Genomic DNA, 17,568 nt, shown 5'->3' on the forward strand with positions numbered 1-17,568 from the left:
TGGGTGGTGCAGTGACATGGGTGGTGCAGTGGCATGGGTGGTGCAGTGGTGAGCAGTGATCCGCTGGTGAGCGAGGCCGTCCTCGCCGCGGGCATCGGGGACACCTTCCAGTCGGTCGCCTCGTCCGGCCCGCTGCTGCTGGCCCTCGGGGCGTGCCTGCTGGCCGGACTCGTGTCCTTCGCATCGCCCTGCGTGGTGCCGCTCGTGCCCGGTTACCTGTCCTATCTGGCCGGTGTCGTGGGTGCCGAGGCCCCCGCGGTGACCGCCGCCGAGGCGCGCGGGCGCACCACCACCGTCCGCGACGACGGGCGCCTGCGCGTCGCCGGGGCCGCCGCGCTGTTCGTCGCCGGATTCACGGTCGTGTTCGTCCTCGCCACCGCGTCGGTGTTCGGCGCGATCTCCGTGCTCTCCGTCAACCGCGAGGTGCTGATGCGGATCGGCGGGGTGGTCACCATCGTGATGGGCCTGGTGTTCGTCGGGCTGATCCCGGCGTTGCAGCGCGACACCCGCCCCGAACCCCGGCGCATCTCCGGACTGGCAGGCGCGCCGCTGCTCGGCGGCGTCTTCGCCCTCGGGTGGACGCCGTGCCTCGGTCCCACGCTCGCCGGGGTGATCTCCCTGGCCGCGGGGACCGAGGGCACCACCGCCGCGCGGGGCGTCGCGTTGATCGTGGCGTACTGCCTCGGCCTCGGGCTGCCCTTCGTCGTTCTCGCGCTGGGCTCGGCGCGGGCCCTGCGCGGGGTGGGCTGGCTGCGTGCCCACGCCCGCACCGTCCAACTCGTCGGCGGCTTCATGCTCGTGGCCGTCGGAATCGCCCTCGTCACCGGCGCCTGGGACGTGTTCGTCTCCTGGATCCGGGACGCCTTTATTTCCGAGGTCACGATGCCAATATGACGGCCACCGACATCCCCACCGCCCCACCGTCGCCGACCCCGCCGCCGCGGCAGGGCCCGGCCGGTCGCACCGCGGCGTTCGTCCGCAACACCTGGCGCGGCCTGACGTCGATGCGCACCGCGCTGGTGCTGCTGTTCCTGCTCGCGCTGGCCGCGATCCCCGGCGCGCTGCTGCCGCAGCGCAGCCTCAATTCCGGCAAGGTCGACGAGTACATCGCCGCGCGCCCGACCCTCGGGCCGCTCCTGGACCGGCTCGAGTTGTTCGACGTGTTCGGCAGCTTCTGGTTCACCGCGATCTACGTGCTGCTGTTCGTCTCCCTGATCGGCTGCATCCTGCCGCGCTGCACGGAGTACTACCGGGCGCTGCGCACCCGGCCCGTGCCGGCGCCGCGCAACCTGTCGCGGCTGCCGCACCACCTCGAGACCACGGTCGACGCCTCGCCCGAGGAGGTGCTCGCCCGGGTGCGCGGTCAGCTGCGGGGCTGGCGCATCGCCGAGCGCGGCGTGGAGACGACCGCGGGGCGCGGCGCGCGCGACGGCGAGCTCACGCTCTCCGCGGAGAAGGGGTACCTGCGCGAGGCCGGCAACCTGCTGTTCCACCTCGCGCTGGTGGGTCTGCTCGCCGCGGTCGCGGTGGGCAAGCTGTTCGGCTACGAGGGCCAGCGCATCCTGGTCGCCAACGGTGAGGAGTTCTGCACGAGCTCGCCGGCGGCGTTCGACTCGTTCCGCGCGGGCAACACCCTCGACGGCACGGGCCTGACTCCGATGTGCATCCGCGTGAAGGACTTCTCCGCGGACTATCTCGACAACGGGCAGGCCGAGATGTTCACCTCGAACATCGACTACCAGGCGGGGGCCGACCTGGCGACGAACACCTGGCGCGACGCGCAGCTGCGGGTCAACCACCCGCTGCGGGTCGGTAGCGACCGCGTCTACCTGCAGGGCCACGGCTTCGCGCCGTCCTTCACGGTGACGTGGCCCGACGGCGAGACCCGCACCGAGACGCTGCAGTGGCGGCCCGACGACGCGACCACCTTCCTCAGCAGCGGCGCGATGCGGTTCGACCCGCCGGGCGGGATGTACCCGGATCCCGACGAGCGGCGGCGCAACCAGATCGCGATAGAGGGCCTGTTCGCGCCCACCGCGGTGTTCCACGGCAACCTGTTGTCCTCCGGTTACCCGGCGCTGACCGATCCCGCCGTCGCGATCGACATCTACAAGGGCGACACGGGTCTCGACACCGGCACCCCGCAGTCGCTGTTCTCCCTCAACGGTGAGCTGATCAACCAGGGCCGGCTGGTCAAGCAGGACCGGGTGAACCTGTTCGCGGGGGAGAGCGTGACGCTCCCCGACGGGACACAGATCCGCTTCGACGGCGCGACCGATTTCGTGAACCTGCAGGTCTCGCACGACCCGGCGCAGACCTGGGTGCTGGTTTCGGCGATCACGATGATGGTGGGGCTACTGGTGTCGTTGCTGATCAAGCGCCGCCGGATCTGGGTGCGGGCCTACCCGGCCGGTACAGTGGCCGACGGGGAACGACGTACCGTAGTAGAACTCGGTGGTCTCGCCCGGACCGACCAGGCCGGATGGGGTGACGAGTTCGAGCGTCTGACCGGCCGATTGCTCGGCGACGACACGACCGCACGTGCGAAGGCAGCACAGGAGAAGAAGGCATGACCCTCAACGAGACCCTCGCGCAGTACAGCGACTGGGCATTCGAATCGGCGTTCGCGGTGCTGGTGCTCGCGCTGGTGTTGCTGATCGCCGAGTACGCCTCGCACCGGGCCGATCTCGTCGCCGAGCGTGAGCGCACGCTCGTCGCCGTCGGCGCGGCCGGCGAGCCGCCCTCGGCGCCGGACGGTCCGGGCCGGGTGGAGGAGCCGCGGGGCCGGACGCTGTCCGAGCGTCTCGGCAACATGGGGCGCGCGCTCGTCGTCGTGGTGGCCGCCCTGCAGGTCACGTCGATCGTGCTGCGCGGGCTGTCCACCGAGCGCTTCCCGCTCGGCAACATGTACGAGTTCGTGTCGATGGCGTGCGCCGCGGCGGTGCTGTTCGGCCTGGTGGTGCTGCGCCGGCCGGCCTACCGGATCATGTGGGTCTACCTGCTCGTGCCGGTGCTGATCCTGATGTTCCTCGCGGCGACCGTGCTGTACGCCGACGCCGCACCCGTCGTGCCCGCCCTGCAGTCGTTCTGGCTGCCCATCCATGTGACCATCATCAGCGTCGGCAGCGGCATCTTCCTGGTCTCCGGCGTCGCCAGCCTGCTGTTCCTGCTGCGCATCCGGTTCCCGAAGGGCGAGGAGGGTCGCGGCGTGTTCGGCCGGATCGCCGAGCGCCTGCCGGACGCGCAGACCCTGGACCGTCTCGCGTACCGCACCACCATCATCGGGTTCCCGCTGTTCGGTGCCGGCATCATCCTCGGCGCGATCTGGGCCGAGGCCGCCTGGGGCCGGTTCTGGGGCTGGGATCCCAAGGAGACCGTCTCGTTCATCACCTGGGTGATGTACGCGGCGTACCTGCACGCCCGCGCGACGTCGGGCTGGCGCAACACGCGCGCGGCCGGGATCAACGTCGCCGGCTTCGTCGCCATGCTGTTCAACCTCTTCATCATCAACATGGTCGTCTCCGGTCTGCACTCGTACGCCGGCCTGACCTGATCTGTTATCGTCCGCGTCGGCCGGGCCGTGGGGGACCGGGGACGGGGGACGACGTGGTGCCGGAGGACGGCGAGCGGACGGGGACGGCGCAGCCGTCGGCGCGGGATCTGGACGCATCGCTTCTCGTGAGCCGGGTGCAGCCGGCGCCCGCGCGGGGGTGGCGCCGGGCCGTGTACCGCGGCACCGGCGGGCGCATCGATCCCGGCGACAGCCGGCGGGGCCGGCAGCGCCGCGAACTGGTCGAGCAGGTGCGCGGACCGCTGCACGGCTGCTACCGGATCGCGCTGCTGAGCCTGAAGGGTGGGGTCGGCAAGACCACCACCACGGTCACGCTCGGGTCGACGTTCGCGTCGTTGCGGGGCGACCGGGTGGTTGCGGTGGACGCCAACCCCGACCGGGGGACACTGAGCCAGAAGGTCGCCGACCGAGCGTCCGGCACGGTGCGCACGCTGCTGCGCGACGAGGCGCACATCCACCGTTACGGCGACGTCCGGGCCCACACCTCACAGAACCGGCATCGCCTCGAGGTGCTGGCCTCGGACAGCGACCCGGCCGTCTCGGAGGCGTTCAGCGCGCGGGACTACGAGCGGGCACTGGCACTCCTCGAACGGTTCCACAACATCGTGCTCACCGACTGCGGCACGGGACTGATGCACTCGGCGATGCGCGCGATTCTCGAGAACGCGGACACGCTGGTGGTCGTCAGCTCCGGATCGGTGGACGGCGCGCGGAGCGCCTCGGCGACGCTGGACTGGCTCGACGCCCACGGTTACCGGGACCTGGTGGCCCGCTCGGTGGCGGTGGTCAACGCCGTGCGGCCCCGGTCCGGCAAGGTGGACGTGGAGCGGCTGGTCGAGCACTTCGCGCGGCGCTGCCGCGCCGTCCACGTGCTTCCGTTCGATCCGCACCTCGAGGAGGGTGCGGAGGTGGACCTGGCCCGGCTGCAGCCACGCACCCGGCGAGCCCTGCTGGAACTCGCGGCGGGGGTCGCCGCGGACTTCCCGCGTCGCGGTCACCGGGGCGAGCGCAGCGACGGGACAGGCCACCGGGGCGAGCGCAGCGACGGGACAGGTCACTCGGCCGGAGATCAGTCTCCGGGGTCCTGATCGGGTCCGGGGGTGCCGTCGGCGGACCTGCGCCGGAACTCCCGGTCGACCTTCCACAGGAAGTCCGGGTCGTCGTCGGGTCCGATCACGCGGGTCGGCCGGGAGCGAAGGTCGGGACCGAACGCCTTCCACAGCAGCACCGCAATCGTGAGGGCACCGACTATGGCCAACAGGTAGAGCACCACGCACCTCCTCGCCGCGAGCAGTCCGCCGGCGTTTCCGCAGCCGGCCGGGCCTGCTCCTTCAGTCTATTCGTAGTGGCGGGAGTGCAGATGTGGCCTGGGTCCCCGACGATGCCTCCGTCTCCTCGGATCAGCGGGTGGCTTCGGTGGTGAGGGAGCGCAGCAGCGCGAGTACCTCGGACTCCCGGAAGCGGCGGTGACCGCCGGGGGTGCGCAGCGAGCCGAGCCGGCCGGCGTGGGCCCAGCGGGTGACCGTCTTCGGGTCCACGTGGAACAGGGCCGCGACCTGGCCGGGGGTCAGCAGCGATTCCTTCGCGCCGTTGAATGCGGGTGCGCTCATCGATGGTCCTTCCGGGTGTTTCGTCTCGTTCGGATCGACGTGGCCATGTTGACACCGAATACCCCGGTTGCTCGAACGGTCTACGGTTGGTAAAGCGGAAGTAATAGACAAAACGGACGGTCGACCAGCAGGGTGCCCGCGCGCGGCGGTTACCCTGGACGGGTGAGTGAAGCATCGCAGAACCGTCCTGGCCAGCCCGGCAACACCGGCACCGGCAAGGGCACCCTGGCCCGGGACGTCGCCCTCTACTCGCTGGCCCGGCTGGCTCTCGTCCTCGTGCTCGCTGTGGTGATCCTCTACGTGCCCCGCCTGTTCGGAGTGGAGATCCCCCTGCTGGTCGCCGCGCTCTTCGCGGTGCTGATCGCGCTGCCGCTCTCGCTCGTCGTGTTCGCGCCGCTGCGCCGCCGGGTGAACGAGAGTATCGCGTCCGTCGACGCGCACCGCCGCGCCGACCGGGCCGACCTGCAGGCCCGCCTGCGCGGCGAGGATCGTAGGTGAGCGACGGCGTCGTCGATCGCAGCGCGTCGCGGGACTGGGTGGACCGTGCCGTCCAGCTGATCGAGGCCGACGCCCAACGCAGCGCCGACACGCACCTGCTGCGCTATCCGCTGCCTCCCGGGTGGGGTGTCCAGCTGTACCTGAAGGACGAGTCCACGCACATCACCGGCAGCCTGAAGCACCGGCTCGCGCGGTCGCTGTTCCTCTATGCCATTTGCAACGGCTGGGTGCGCGAGGACACCCCGATCGTCGAGGCGTCGTCCGGTTCGACCGCCGTCAGCGAGGCATACTTCGCGAAGCTGCTCGGCCTCGACTTCGTCGCGGTGATGCCGCGCAACACCAGCCCCGCCAAGGTTGCGCTCATCGAGGCGCAGGGCGGGCGGTGCCACTACATCGACCGGCCGCCGGAGATCTACGCCGAGGCACGCCGGCTCGCCGTCGAGCTGGGCGGTCACTTCATGGACCAGTTCACCCACGCCGAGCGGGCCACCGACTGGCGCGGCAACAACAACATCGCCGAATCGATCTTCACCCAGTTGCAGCTCGAGGAGCATCCGATCCCGGAGTGGATCGTCGTCGGCGCGGGCACCGGCGGCACCAGCGCGACCGTCGGGCGGTACATCCGGTACCGCCGCCACCGCACCCGGCTGGCCGTCGTCGACCCCGAGAACTCCGCGTTCTACGGCGGGTACGAGACGGGCTCGGTGGACTACACCACCGGCATGCCGTCGCGGATCGAGGGCATCGGCAGGCCCCGGGTGGAGCCGTCGTTCGTCGGCCAGGTGGTGGACCGGATGATCCGGGTGCCCGACGCCGCGTCGATCGCCGCCATGCGGCACGCGAGCGAGAGCCTGGGCCGCCGCGTCGGGGGCTCGACCGGGACCAACCTGTGGGGTGCGTTCGGCCTGATCGCCGAGATGATCGCCGACGGCCGGCGCGGCAGCGTCGTCACCCTCCTGTGCGACGGCGGGGAACGCTACGCGGGCACCTACTTCGACGACGGCTGGGTGGCCGGTGAGGGCATGGATCTGGCCGGCCCGACCGCGACGCTCGAGAAGTTCGCGGACACCGGCAGGTGGGAGGCCTGAGCCGTCGCACCTCGGCCGCACCCGACCCTACGAGGCCGTAGCCTACGGTGTCGTAGGTTGAGTATCGTGGGGGCATGGAACGCCCCGTCGTGGCCCTGGACAACTACGAAGCCGTCTACGACTTCTACCTCGAGCACCGGCAGAGCCGGCCCGTCGCCCGGGCGGCCTACGCCCTGCTCGCCGCCCGGTACCGCCCCCGGGTGCGCTGCGACGACGGGGTCCGCGATCGCCTCCGCGAACTCATCCGGGCTCGCACGCCCCTCCTGATCGTCGCCAACCACCTCACCCACAGCGATCAGTACGTCCTCGCGGCGACGGCGTGGCGTTCCCCGCTGCGCCCGGTGATCGGCAGCACGCGGGTGCTGGCGAAGGACGAGCTGTTCGCCGACGAGTCGCAGCGCCGCAAGATCGACATGATGGGCGGGATCCCGGTCTTCCGGGCCAAGAACCACGGCCTGCGGGCGGTCTCCGATGCCGGGCGCCGGATGATGGACGTCTCCGCCGCGCGGCTGCATCACGGCGACAGCGTCGCGATCTTCCCCGAGGGCACCTGCAACGAGGGGGACCCGACCCGGTTGCAGCCGCTCGGGACCGGCATCGGGCACATCGTCCGCCGCTCGCGCGATCTGGGGGCGCGCCCCGCGCTGGTGTGCGTCGGCATCGGCTACGGGCCCGGCAAGGACCCGTCACGCCCGGCGAGCGTGTTCCTCACCGAGCCGGTCACCGACCTCGACGGTAAGGTCCGCGACGTCACGCGCCTGGTGCAGGACGAGCTGCAGCGTGCGGTGGACGGCGCCGTCGCGCGGTACTGAACCGGTCGCGCCCCGGCCCGGCGCGTCAACTTTTCTTGACGTCCGCCCGCTTGTCAACGTAAATTGACGGTATGACCGAGGCCACCACACTCGCCGCCGCCGCCGGAAGCCCCGACCCCGCAGAGGGATTGCGGGCCGTGCGGGCCCTGCGACGGTTGCTCGAACGACTCGAGGCGATCCAGGTCGACAATGCCCGCCGGCAGGGCTGGTCGTGGCAGGCGATCGCCGATGCGCTCGAGGTGAGCAGGCAGGCCGTCCACCAGAAGTACAACCGGAAGCGTGGGTGATCCGCCGTGTTCGAACGATTCACCGCCGGCGCACGAGCCGCCGTCGTCACCGCGCAGGCGGAGGCCGGGGAGCTGAACGCTCCCCGCATCGAGCCGGCCCACCTGCTGCTCGGCCTCCTCGTCACCGCAGACGTGACGCTGCGGCACCTGCTCGCCGACGTCGGCCTCACGGCCGAGACCGTGCGCAGCGAACTCGCCCGGGACACCGGGGTGCTCGGCGACGAGGACGCCGCCGCGCTCGGGGCCATCGGCATCGACCTCGATTCCGTCCGGGCCCGGCTCGAGGAGACCTTCGGGGAGGGCGTCCTCGACCGCGGACTCGGCCGGAACCGGCGGGGGCCGTTCGCCGGCCACCTCCCGTTCGATCCTGCCGCGAAGAAGTCCCTGCAGCTCGCCCTGCGGGAAGCCCTCGCGCGCCGCGACCACGTCATCGGCTGCGAGCACCTCCTGCTCGGGATACTGCGCTCCGACGACGACCGCGCCTGCACGCTCGTCGAGTCCCACGTGTCCCGCAGGGCGCTCCGCGACCGCCTGCGCGACTACCCGGGTCGCGCCGCCTGACCGACCGGTTCCCGACCGCGCGCCGGGGCCGGAATGTGCGACAGTGGCGGCATGATCAACTTCCTGGTCCGGCTGGTCCTCAACGCCGTCGCCATCTGGCTGGCGGCCCAGTGGGTCTCCGGCATCGACTTCACCGGCTCCGGCACCGGCGCCGCCAACGAGATCATCTCCCTGCTGGTGATCGCCCTCGTCTTCACCGTCGTCAACGCCTTCGTCAAGCCGCTCGTGCAGCTGCTGTCGCTGCCGCTGCTGATCCTGACGCTGGGGCTGTTCACCCTCGTCGTGAACGCCCTGATGCTCCTGCTCACCGCGTGGCTGAGCGAGTTCACCGACTACGGCCTGACCGTCGAGGGCTTCTGGACCGCGTTCTGGGGCGCGCTGATCATCTCGATCGTCAACTGGGTGCTCGGCGTGCTGGTGCCCGACCGGGACTGAAGTTCCGGGCGCGGGACGCCTCAGGCCAGGAACAGGGCGGCTGCGGTCGCAACGGCCCACACCAGCATCGCCAGGCCCGAATCCCGCAGCGCGGGGATCAGGCTCAACCCCAGGCTGCCGGACCGCACGGGTGCGTGGGCGCGCACCGCGAACGGCAGCGCCAGCAGGCCCGCCAGCGCCCACGGCGTGCGCGCCACCAGTGCCAGCGACGCCGCGAACGGCACGGCCAGCAGCATCAGATGCAGCGTCCGGGTCCGCGGGTCGCCCAGCCGCACCGCGAGCGTGCGCTTGCCCGAGACGGTGTCGGTGGGGATGTCGCGCAGGTTGTTCGCCACCAGCACCGCGCTCGAGAACGAGCCCACCGCCACCGCACACGCCAGCCCGACCCAGTCGGCCCGGCCGGCCTGCACGAACTGCGTGCCCAGCACGGCGACGAGCCCGAAGAACACGAACACGGCGATCTCGCCGAACCCGCTGTAGCCGTAGGGGTTGCGGCCACCCGTGTAGTACCAGGCGCCGGCGATGCACACCGCGCCCACCAGGAGCAGCCACCACGCGCTCGTGATCGCCAGGGCGATCCCGGCCACCGCGCCCACTCCGAAACACGCGAACGCGGCCCGCTTGACCGACGCCGGCGACGCCGCCCCGGATCCCACCAGCCGCAGCGGCCCGACGCGGTCGTCGTCGGTCCCGCGGATGCCGTCGGAGTAGTCGTTGGCGAGGTTGACCCCGATGATCAGCGCCAGGGCGACCACCAACGCCAGGAGAGCCTTCCCCCACACCACGCCGTCGAGCGCGGCCGCCGCCCCCGTGCCGGCGACGACGGGCGCGATCGCGTTGGGAAGGGTGCGCGGACGGGCGCCTTCGAGCCATTGACCAGCGGTTGCCATGCGTCGATCCTGCCATCGAGCGAATGTGCCATGCCGTCGGCCCGAGGAGATGAGCGATACATTCGCTCGCCCGAACCCGGTCGGCCTACGAGAACCGGGCGACCAGTGCCCGCCGGTCCACCTTGCCGGGGCCGCGTAACGGCAGGGCCGGCACGACGTGCAGCGCCCGCGGCGCCGCCGTGACGTCCAGCGACGCGCTGGTCCAGACTCGCAGGTCGTCGAGGGTGGGGGAGGCGCCGACCTCCGGGACGACGACGGCCGCCACCCGTTGACCGAGCCGGGGGTCGGGCAGCCCGATCACGGCGCATTCGCGTACCGCGGGGTGCTCGAGCAGGACGGCCTCGACGACCTGCGGCACGACGGTGAGGCCGCCCGTGGAGATGGCCTCGTCCAGGCGCCCCAGGATGCGGAGGACGCCGTCGGCGAGCTCGCCCGCGTCGTCGGTGCGGAACCAGCCGGGTTCGGCGAACGCCGGATGATCGGGCAGACCGCGATAGCCGCGCGCGAGTGTGGCCCCGCCGAGCCACACCCGCGATTGCGCGTCGACCCGGACCGTGGTCCCGGCCAGTGGGACCCCGTCGTATACGCACCCGCCGCAGGTCTCGCTCATCCCGTAGGTGCGGACGACGGTGATCCCGGCGTCCTGCGCACGGCGCAGGATCGGGGCGGGCGTGGCGGCCCCGCCCAGCAGGACCGCGTCCAGGTCGGCGAGGGCCGCGACGGCGCCCGGGTGGTCCAGGGCCTTGATCAGCTGCGTGGGCACCAGCGACGTGTAGCGCCGCCCACCGGGCATGGCGGCGACCGCCGCCGGCAGCCGAGCCGGATCGAAGCCGCCGGCGACGTCGATCACGACGGGCCCGGCTCCCGCGAGCAGGCCCCGCAGCAGCACCTGCATCCCGGCGATGTGGTGGGCCGGCAGCGCCAGCAGCCACGAGCCGGGTCCGCCGAGGCGCTCGTGGGTGGCGTCACCGCTGGCCCGCAGCGCCCCGGCGGTCAGCTGGGCGCCCTTCGGGGTGCCCGTGGTGCCCGAGGTGGCGACGACCAGGCCGATACCGTCGTCGGCGGGTTCGCCCGGGCGCAGCGCTTCGGTCAGTCTCCGGATTTCCCGGTCGTCGGCGACCGGCACGGGGAGCAGGGCCGGTCCGTCGCCGTCGAGCATGCGCCGTAGTGCGGGCAGCACCTCCCGCACGGCGTCGCCGGGGGGGACGGGCAGCACCTCGAGATTCATGTGGCGGGGCCGGTGAGCGGCCACCCTCCGGTCTCGAGGTGCCGGCGCACCCGATCGATGTCCTGTTCGAGCGGCATCTCGTTGGTGATCTTCGTGATCAGCACGGCGATGTCCGTCTTCGAGATGGGCAGGTCCCCGTCGTCGACGAGGGTGTGCGCCACCTGGTCGACCTCGTCCTCCGACAACCGCCGGCTGAGCAGCGCGAACAGGGGCACGTAGTCCTGTTCCGGCACGCCCTCCGGGTAGCCGGCCCGCAGCCACTCGATGATCGAGGTGAGGAACGGCGGAAGCGTCACGGGGGCACCTCCTCAGTCCGTCCCGTCGTCGCCGGTCACCACGGTCCCGTCCTCGGCGACCACCGGCCAGCCTCCCGCGGCGAGGCGCCCGGCGACCCGTTCGAGGTCCTCCTCCGCCGGTTCCTCGTTCAGCACCCCGGCGATGATCTGCTCGAGCGTGTCGTAGTCGACACAGCGCTCCGGGTGCTCGTGCGCCGTGGCGATCGACATCTCGCACACCTCGGCGATCTCCTCGTCCGTCAGGCGCCGCCGCAGCACTGCAAGCAGCGCGAAGTGATCCTTGGCCGGGATGCCTTCCGGATAACCGGCGCGCAGCCAGTCGAGGACCGAACGGAGCGAGTACATGGGCAATGCGGTTCTTTCCTGGGACGGACGGCGGGACAGCGGTGGCTCAGAAGACGTCGATGCCGAAGGCGCTCGACAGGAAGTCCGAAGCCAGCAACAGTATCCCCGCGACGATTGCGATCAGCACGACGGCGAAGCAGACGACGGCGCCGGCGATGCCGAGCGGGTTCGGCCGGGCCTGCTCTCCGGCGCGCCCCGCGACGAGCGATCGCATGCCGAGCGCGAAGACGGCCGGCAGGCCCGCTCCGAAGAAGAGGCCGACGAGGACGACCTGCCACAGCGAGCTCAGGGTGTTCGTCAACAGGTTCACGGGCGTCCCTCCGTGGGAGTGGTCGGTGCGGCCGGCACGTCCTCGGGGGCCGGGGCCGGGATCGGGGCCGGGGCCGGGATCGGGGCCGGGGCCGGGGCCGGGGCCGGAGCCGGAGCCAGCTTGCCGTCCCATTCCGCGGTGACGTTGGAGGCGTCGATCGGCTGCCGGCGTGACCGCAGGTACATCAGCAGCGACAGCGCGCACAGCACTGCGAACACCACGATCACGCCCGGCAGGCCGCCGATCAGGTGGGCCAGACCCCAGCACACCGCGCCGACGAGCGCCGCGGACGGCAGTGTGATCAGCCAGGCGACGGCCATGCGGCCGGCGACGCCCCACCGCACGTTCGCGGAGCGGGTGCCGAGTCCGGACCCCAGGATCGAACCGGTCGCCACGTGGGTGGTCGACAGGGGCAGACCGAAGTGGCTCGAGGTGAGGATGATCGCGGCCGACGACGACTCCGCCGCCATGCCCTGCGGCGGTGCGATCTCCACCAGTCCCTTGCCGAGGGTGCGGATGATGCGCCAGCCACCGAGATAGGTGCCCAGGGCGATCGCGACGGCGCAGGAGAGCTTCACCCAGAACGGCATCTCCGCGTCGGCGGTGAGGCTGCCGTGCGCGACGAGCGCCAGGAAGATCACGCCCATCGTCTTCTGCGCGTCGTTGGTGCCGTGCGCCAGCGACACCAGGGAGGCGGAACCGATCTGGCCGATGCGGAAGCCGTGACCGCGGGTCTCGTCGGGCACCGTGCGGGTGATGCGGTGCACCGACCAGGTGCCGACCGTGGCGACGAGTGCCGCCACCACCGGCGCCAGCAGCGCCGGGATGATCACCTTGCCGATCACTCCGTCCCACACCACGCCGTCGATCCCGAGGGAGGCGAGGGCGGCGCCGATGAGGCCGCCGAACAGTGCGTGGGACGAGCTCGACGGCAGGCCGAACAGCCACGTCGCCAGGTTCCACAGGATGCCGCCGACGAGACCGGCGAACACGATGAGCAGCAGTGCCTCGCCGCCGGTGCTGCCCAGGTTGACCACCCCCTTGGCGACCGTCGCGGCGACCTCGACGGACAGGAACGCGCCGACGAGGTTGAGCGAGGCGGAGAGGGCGACCGCCACCTTCGGTTTCAGGGCACCGGTGGCGATCGATGTCGCCATCGCGTTCCCGGTGTCGTGGAAGCCGTTGGTGAAGTCGAATGCGAGGGCAGTGACTACCACCACCAGGAGGACGACAAGCTCTGCGGTCACATCTGCCGATTGTGAGGTAGCCGGTGGGTAAAAGTACAGCGACGGCGAGGTGAACGCGGACACCCCGGCTCCTTCCGGTGGTGGCAGCCCGCGTGCGCCGGTTCCCCGCTGTGTGGAGTTTCACTCGGCGCGGAGCGTGTGACCGGCTTCACGGCAGGTCTCACTGAACGGGAATCTCTCGTCCCGCCCTTCCCGGCCCTGGCTAGCTTTCGCCGCAGTACACCGCCCCGGAGCTTCCGCCGGACGGAGCCCCGCGACGAAGGAGACACCCGACCTTGAACAAGCACACACTCGCCAGGACCGTGCTGGCACTGACGGCGTCCGCGGCGCTGCTCTCGGCCTGTGCCGGCGAACGCGGCGCCGACCCGTCGGGCGGGGCCGGCGCGACCGGGACCGGGGCCGCCGCGGCCGATACCGTCGCGGTGGACAAATTCGGCACCCTGGACTCACCGTGCGGGGAGGGGGACGCCGCGGGCGCCACCGACCAGGGCGTGACCGACACCGAGATCCGCATCGGCTACGGCGACGACCGCGGCTACGCCAAGAGCCCGGGCCTGAACAAGGAGATGTCGGACGCCGTCTCCGCGATGATCGACTGGTGCAACGCCCAGGGCGGCATCAATGGGCGCACGATCGTCGGCACCGACTACGACGCAGCGATGACCCAGGCCAACTCCGTCATGCAGGACGCGTGCCGCTCCGAGTTCATGATGGTCGGTCACGGCTTCGCGATGGACCAGACCGCCGAGCAGACCCGCGTGGCCTGCAACCTCGCCGCGGTGCCCGGCTTCACGGTGTCGCCGGAGGCGGCCAACGGCCCCATGACCTATCAGGGGGTGCCGTTCCCGGTGGACTACGCCAACGGCTCGGCATGGTTCCAGATGGCGCAGCTGCGGCCGGACCTGAAGGACAAGTTCGACCTGGTCGGCAGCACGATGCCGACCATCATCACGTCGCTGACCAAGGTGCGCTCGATCGCCGAGGCCGCCGGGTTCGAGCTGAAGAACTGCGGCGTCACCATCAACTACGACGGCGAGGCCAGCTACGTCCCGTTCGCCGAGAAGTTCAAGGAGTGCGGCGTCGAGGGCCTGTGGACCTCCCGGTCGCCCGTGCCGAACGAGCTGAACTTCTTCAAGGCGCTCGACCAGGTGGGCATCGATCCCGTCCTGATGGGTGAGGCGACCTGGTACGGCCAGACCGTCGAGGAGGCGAACGCCGGCGGTCTGCTCGACAACCTGCACGCGGGCATGACCTTCCAGATGCTCGAGAACGCGGACAAGGTGCCGGCGGTGCAGCAGTACCTCGACCTCGTCGGGGAGAAGGGCGGCAAGACCGCGCTGCTCGGCATGCAGGCCACCTCGTCGTTCCTGCTGTGGGCGACCGCGGCGAAGGAGTGCGGCTCCGACCTGACCCGGCAGTGCATGATCGACGAGCTGTCGCAGATCCACGAGTGGGACGGCGGCGGACTGCACGCCGTGACCGACCCGGGTGCCAACATGCCGGCCAGCTGCGGTCTGACGGTCACGCTGACGGGCGAGACCTACACGCAGGCGTTCCCGCAGACCGCCGCCGAGTTCGAGTGCAACGACGCGTACCTCGTCAAGACCGCCCCGGAGACGTGGGGCACCGAACTCGGACCCGACCGGATCGCCACCAAGTTCATGAACCCGAACGTGATCAAGCCGCAGGACTGACCGGCCTGCACCGACCGGCGGGGCGGTGCCCGCACGGCACTGCCCCGCCTCCCCACGACCGGTTCTCTACCGACAGGGCTTCACCATGGACACATTCGTGACGTTCACGATCCTGGGCCTCGTGCTCGGGTCCGTGTACGCGATCGCGGCCTCCGGGCTCGTTCTGACCTACAACACCTCCGGAATCTTCAACTTCGCGCACGGCGCCCAGGCCATGCTCGGTGCGTTCCTCTACTGGCAGCTCACGGCCGGCTGGGGACTGCCCGTCCCGTTGGCCCTGCTCGTGGTGCTGTTCCTCGCGGGGCCGCTCATGGGCCTGGCGCTGTACGTCGTGATCATGCGGGGCCTGCGGGACACCGCCGAGGTCACCAAGATCGTCGTGACCGTCTCGGTCATGCTGGGGATGCTGTTCCTGTCCCAGTGGTTCTGGCATCCCGAGAAGCCCCGCTCGCTCGGCATGTTCTTCGGCGACGACGCCGGGATCAGCGTGCTCGGCGCGTTCGTCCGCGTCCACGAGATCCTGTGCGTGGTCGCGGCCATCGGGATCGCGGTCGGCCTGCGCATGCTCTTCCAGCGCACCCGGATGGGCGCCACCATGCGCGGCGTCGTCGACGACCCCGACCTGCTGCGGCTCAACGGCCACAACCCCGAACGGATCGCCGCGTTCTCGTGGGCGCTCGGCTCCACCCTCGCCGTCCTCGCCGGGGTGCTGATCACCCCGATCAGTGGCGGCAGCCTCGAGGCGAACATGCTCACCCTGCTCGTCATCGACGCGTTCGCGGCCGCGATGTTCGGCCGGCTCAGCTCGATCCCGCGCACGTTCGTCGGCGCCCTCGTGCTCGGCCTCGCCGGCGCCTACCTGATCGGCTACGCACCCTCGTCCTGGGCCTGGACGTCGAACCTGCGGGTCTCGCTGCCGATGGTGGCGCTGTTCGTGGTGCTGATCGTCCTGCCCCAGGACCGGCTGCGCGGCGCGGCGATGCGTACCCGCGAGCGCTACCACGTGCCGAGCGTGCGCAAGGCCGTCGTGTGGGCGGTTGCGCTCGTCGCCGTCGTCTCTCTCGTCCGCCTGCTCATGGTGGAATCCGCGATCACCACGTTCACGCTGGGCATGACCTTCGCGATCGTCGCGCTGTCGCTGACCCTGCTCACCGGATACGCGGGCGAGATGAACCTCGCACCCCTGTCGTTCGGGGCCATCGCCACGATCGTCGTGTTCCACTTCGGGATCACCGGCACCGGTCTCGACCAGCGTCTGACCGTGTGGGGGGTGCTGCTGGCCGTGGCCGTCACCGCGCTCGTCGGCGGGCTCGTCGCGCTTCCGGCCCTGCGGCTGCGCGGTCTCTACCTCGCGCTCGCCACCATGGCGTTCGGCGTCTTCGTTTCCAACATGGTGCTGCGCGACACCACCGAGCACGAACTGTTCGGCGTGAAGTTCTCGATCTTCACCGGGGGCTCACTCGTGATCCCGCCGCTGCGGATCGGGCCGCTGGACCTGCAGGACGAGACGACGTTCCTCATGACCGCGACGGTCCTGTTCGCGCTGCTCGGTGTCGGCGTCGTCGCCCTGCGCAACGGCGGCTACGGACGTCGCCTGGCGGCGATGAAGGACAGCCCCGCCGCGTCGGCCATGCTCGGGCAGAACCTGGTGACCCTGAAGCTGAGCGTCTTCATGCTCTCGGCCGCCATCGCCGGTCTCGGCGGCGTCCTCATGTCCAGTGCCACCGGCGCGGTCGCGGGCGAGAACTTCAGCATCATCGTGGGCCTCACCCTGCTCATGCTCACCGTGGTGGCCGGCATCGGCTACGTCAGCGGGGCCTTGTTCGGCGGCCTCATGGCCGGCGTCGGGTTCGCGGTCATCATGGTCTCGTTCAACAACCTCGCGAAGACGCAGCCCGAGCTCGAGGGCCTGTACCTGCTGCTCGGCAACATCGCCGCGGTCAGCCCCGCGCTCATCGGCATCGGGGTGGGTCACAACCCGTCGGGCAGCGTGCACCAGATGGTGGAGGGCTACCGCCGTCTGCTGTCCGCCCGGCCGGTCCTCTACGGCGGCGGTGCCGTGATCGCGGTGCTCTACGTCCTGGCGCTGACGGGCGTCCTGGGCAACTGGTGGTTCGCGGCGCTGACCATCACGATCGTGTTCCTGCTCCCGGTGATCGGCGAATGGCTGATGCCCGGCGCGGTCCTGGACCCCGAGGAGCTGGCCCGCCGGCGAACCACCCCGCCGGAACTCGTCGGCCTCGACGAGCCGTACACCGCCGAGGGCCGCTACCGCCTCGACCGCGAACTGGGGCTGCCCGCGGCACGGCCCACCCATCCGGCGGCCGAACCGCCCGCGACCGTCGCGAAGGAGCTGAGCGCGCATGTCTGACACCCTGCTCGAGACCCGGGGCGTCACCGTCCGGTTCGGTGGTCACACCGCCGTCGACGACGTGAGCATCGCCGTCACCGCAGGCGCCGTGACCGGCCTGATCGGGCCCAACGGCGCCGGCAAGACCACCCTGTTCAACACCGTCACCGGGCTGCAGAAACCGACCTCCGGGCAGGTGTTCCTCGACGGTGTCGACGTCACCCGCGCGGCGCCCTACAAGCGTGCCCGGCGCGGGCTGGCCCGCACCTTCCAGCGGCTCGAGCTGTTCCTGTCGCTGTCGGTGCGCGACAACCTGCGGGTCGCGGGCGACATGCACCGCACCGCG

The 17,568-nt window shown here is 71.1% G+C and carries 21 protein-coding genes; 13 read left to right on the top strand and 8 right to left on the bottom strand.

Going from position 1 to position 17,568, the window contains the following annotated elements:
* Positions 1–33 precede the first annotated feature (33 nt).
* Genes CQZ88_RS25720 through CQZ88_RS25735 form a run of 4 tightly spaced genes read left to right on the top strand, consistent with a single transcriptional unit; the run spans position 34 to position 4,659 of the window.
* On the top strand, positions 34–894 hold the full coding sequence (locus CQZ88_RS25720) for a cytochrome c biogenesis CcdA family protein (RefSeq protein ID WP_006935923.1): 861 nt from the start codon (positions 34–36) through the stop codon (positions 892–894).
* Positions 891–2,573, top strand: a complete 1,683-nt coding sequence (locus CQZ88_RS25725; protein ID WP_102800506.1) for a cytochrome c biogenesis protein ResB — start codon at positions 891–893, stop codon at positions 2,571–2,573. The genes CQZ88_RS25720 and CQZ88_RS25725 overlap by 4 nt, the downstream gene beginning before the upstream one ends.
* A complete protein-coding gene (ccsB, locus tag CQZ88_RS25730) occupies positions 2,570–3,553 on the top strand; it encodes a c-type cytochrome biogenesis protein CcsB (RefSeq protein WP_102800507.1) in 984 nt (327 codons plus the stop codon). The genes CQZ88_RS25725 and ccsB overlap by 4 nt, the downstream gene beginning before the upstream one ends.
* Before the next feature lie 53 nt (positions 3,554–3,606).
* The gene (locus CQZ88_RS25735; RefSeq protein ID WP_102800508.1) at positions 3,607–4,659 is read left to right on the top strand and encodes a MinD/ParA family protein; all 1,053 of its coding nucleotides are present in this window, start codon (positions 3,607–3,609) and stop codon (positions 4,657–4,659) included.
* On the opposite strand, the gene CQZ88_RS25740 is transcribed toward CQZ88_RS25735, so the two are convergent.
* Complete coding sequence (locus CQZ88_RS25740; RefSeq protein WP_029545121.1) at positions 4,641–4,841, bottom strand: hypothetical protein; 201 nt, start codon at positions 4,839–4,841, stop codon at positions 4,641–4,643. The genes CQZ88_RS25735 and CQZ88_RS25740 overlap by 19 nt on opposite strands.
* A gap of 130 nt (positions 4,842–4,971) precedes the next feature.
* A complete protein-coding gene (locus CQZ88_RS25745) occupies positions 4,972–5,181 on the bottom strand; it encodes a BldC family transcriptional regulator (protein WP_006935908.1) in 210 nt (69 codons plus the stop codon).
* A 162-nt stretch (positions 5,182–5,343) separates the two neighbouring features.
* On the opposite strand from CQZ88_RS25745, the gene CQZ88_RS25750 reads away from it, so the two are divergent.
* From CQZ88_RS25750 to CQZ88_RS25775, 6 genes are all read left to right on the top strand, one after another.
* On the top strand, positions 5,344–5,679 hold the full coding sequence (locus CQZ88_RS25750; protein ID WP_102800509.1) for a DUF4229 domain-containing protein: 336 nt from the start codon (positions 5,344–5,346) through the stop codon (positions 5,677–5,679).
* Positions 5,676–6,767 carry a PLP-dependent cysteine synthase family protein gene (locus CQZ88_RS25755; protein WP_006935906.1) on the top strand — a complete coding sequence of 364 codons (1,092 nt, stop codon included), beginning with the start codon at positions 5,676–5,678 and terminating at the stop codon, positions 6,765–6,767. The genes CQZ88_RS25750 and CQZ88_RS25755 overlap by 4 nt, the downstream gene beginning before the upstream one ends.
* A 74-nt stretch (positions 6,768–6,841) precedes the next feature.
* Positions 6,842–7,579: a 1-acyl-sn-glycerol-3-phosphate acyltransferase gene (locus tag CQZ88_RS25760; protein ID WP_029545118.1), complete on the top strand. Its 738-nt coding sequence runs from the start codon at positions 6,842–6,844 to the stop codon at positions 7,577–7,579.
* Between the two features lie 71 nt (positions 7,580–7,650).
* Complete coding sequence (locus tag CQZ88_RS25765) at positions 7,651–7,866, top strand: hypothetical protein (RefSeq protein ID WP_003937583.1); 216 nt, start codon at positions 7,651–7,653, stop codon at positions 7,864–7,866.
* Positions 7,867–7,872: 6 nt separating this feature from the next.
* On the top strand, positions 7,873–8,427 hold the full coding sequence (locus CQZ88_RS25770; RefSeq protein ID WP_102800510.1) for a Clp protease N-terminal domain-containing protein: 555 nt from the start codon (positions 7,873–7,875) through the stop codon (positions 8,425–8,427).
* Positions 8,428–8,478: 51 nt separating this feature from the next.
* Positions 8,479–8,862: a phage holin family protein gene (locus CQZ88_RS25775; RefSeq protein ID WP_006935897.1), complete on the top strand. Its 384-nt coding sequence runs from the start codon at positions 8,479–8,481 to the stop codon at positions 8,860–8,862.
* 20 nt (positions 8,863–8,882) lie between these two features.
* Here the strand turns inward: CQZ88_RS25775 and CQZ88_RS25780 are convergent, their stop codons facing one another.
* The 6 genes from CQZ88_RS25780 to CQZ88_RS25800 all read right to left on the bottom strand — a co-directional run bounded on the left by CQZ88_RS25780 (position 8,883) and on the right by CQZ88_RS25800 (position 13,178).
* Positions 8,883–9,752, bottom strand: a complete 870-nt coding sequence (locus CQZ88_RS25780; protein WP_029545112.1) for a 1,4-dihydroxy-2-naphthoate polyprenyltransferase — start codon at positions 9,750–9,752, stop codon at positions 8,883–8,885.
* Positions 9,753–9,837: 85 nt separating this feature from the next.
* The gene (gene menE / locus CQZ88_RS25785; RefSeq protein ID WP_102800517.1) at positions 9,838–10,980 is read right to left on the bottom strand and encodes an o-succinylbenzoate--CoA ligase; all 1,143 of its coding nucleotides are present in this window, start codon (positions 10,978–10,980) and stop codon (positions 9,838–9,840) included.
* Entirely contained in the window at positions 10,977–11,276 is a 300-nt protein-coding gene (locus tag CQZ88_RS31890; RefSeq protein WP_006935891.1) for a DUF3349 domain-containing protein, read from the bottom strand. Before CQZ88_RS31890 ends, menE begins: the two co-directional genes overlap by 4 nt.
* A gap of 12 nt (positions 11,277–11,288) precedes the next feature.
* Complete coding sequence (locus tag CQZ88_RS31895; RefSeq protein ID WP_258008797.1) at positions 11,289–11,627, bottom strand: DUF3349 domain-containing protein; 339 nt, start codon at positions 11,625–11,627, stop codon at positions 11,289–11,291.
* Positions 11,628–11,667: 40 nt separating this feature from the next.
* Positions 11,668–11,931 (bottom strand): hypothetical protein, encoded by a 264-nt coding sequence (locus CQZ88_RS25795; RefSeq protein ID WP_102800511.1) that lies wholly within the window; start codon positions 11,929–11,931, stop codon positions 11,668–11,670.
* Positions 11,928–13,178, bottom strand: coding sequence for an inorganic phosphate transporter (locus tag CQZ88_RS25800; RefSeq protein ID WP_102800512.1), 1,251 nt, complete (start codon positions 13,176–13,178; stop codon positions 11,928–11,930). The genes CQZ88_RS25795 and CQZ88_RS25800 overlap by 4 nt, the downstream gene beginning before the upstream one ends.
* Positions 13,179–13,453: 275 nt before the next feature.
* On the opposite strand from CQZ88_RS25800, the gene CQZ88_RS25805 reads away from it, so the two are divergent.
* The 3 genes from CQZ88_RS25805 to CQZ88_RS31900 all read left to right on the top strand — a co-directional run.
* The gene (locus CQZ88_RS25805) at positions 13,454–14,872 is read left to right on the top strand and encodes an ABC transporter substrate-binding protein (RefSeq protein WP_006935884.1); all 1,419 of its coding nucleotides are present in this window, start codon (positions 13,454–13,456) and stop codon (positions 14,870–14,872) included.
* 85 nt (positions 14,873–14,957) lie between these two features.
* Positions 14,958–17,243, top strand: a complete 2,286-nt coding sequence (locus tag CQZ88_RS25810) for an ABC transporter permease (RefSeq protein WP_043803222.1) — start codon at positions 14,958–14,960, stop codon at positions 17,241–17,243.
* On the top strand, positions 17,236–17,568 hold a 333-nt coding region (locus tag CQZ88_RS31900; RefSeq protein WP_258008798.1), incomplete at its 3' end, for an ATP-binding cassette domain-containing protein. The genes CQZ88_RS25810 and CQZ88_RS31900, both read left to right, overlap by 8 nt.

The sequence above is a fragment of the Rhodococcus sp. ENV425 genome, from assembly GCF_002887785.1.
GTDB lineage: Bacteria > Actinomycetota > Actinomycetes > Mycobacteriales > Mycobacteriaceae > Rhodococcus > Rhodococcus aetherivorans.

Coding starts and splice junctions, on each gene's coding strand:
- CQZ88_RS25720 (WP_006935923.1), top strand. CDS start 34: ATGGGTGGTGCAGTGGTGAGCAGTGATCCGCTGGTGAGCGAGGCCGTC.
- CQZ88_RS25725 (WP_102800506.1), top strand. CDS start 891: ATGACGGCCACCGACATCCCCACCGCCCCACCGTCGCCGACCCCGCCG.
- ccsB (WP_102800507.1), top strand. CDS start 2,570: ATGACCCTCAACGAGACCCTCGCGCAGTACAGCGACTGGGCATTCGAA.
- CQZ88_RS25745 (WP_006935908.1), bottom strand. CDS start 5,181: ATGAGCGCACCCGCATTCAACGGCGCGAAGGAATCGCTGCTGACCCCC.
- CQZ88_RS25760 (WP_029545118.1), top strand. CDS start 6,842: ATGGAACGCCCCGTCGTGGCCCTGGACAACTACGAAGCCGTCTACGAC.
- CQZ88_RS25765 (WP_003937583.1), top strand. CDS start 7,651: ATGACCGAGGCCACCACACTCGCCGCCGCCGCCGGAAGCCCCGACCCC.
- CQZ88_RS25775 (WP_006935897.1), top strand. CDS start 8,479: ATGATCAACTTCCTGGTCCGGCTGGTCCTCAACGCCGTCGCCATCTGG.
- CQZ88_RS25780 (WP_029545112.1), bottom strand. CDS start 9,752: ATGGCAACCGCTGGTCAATGGCTCGAAGGCGCCCGTCCGCGCACCCTT.
- menE (WP_102800517.1), bottom strand. CDS start 10,980: ATGAATCTCGAGGTGCTGCCCGTCCCCCCCGGCGACGCCGTGCGGGAG.
- CQZ88_RS25810 (WP_043803222.1), top strand. CDS start 14,958: ATGGACACATTCGTGACGTTCACGATCCTGGGCCTCGTGCTCGGGTCC.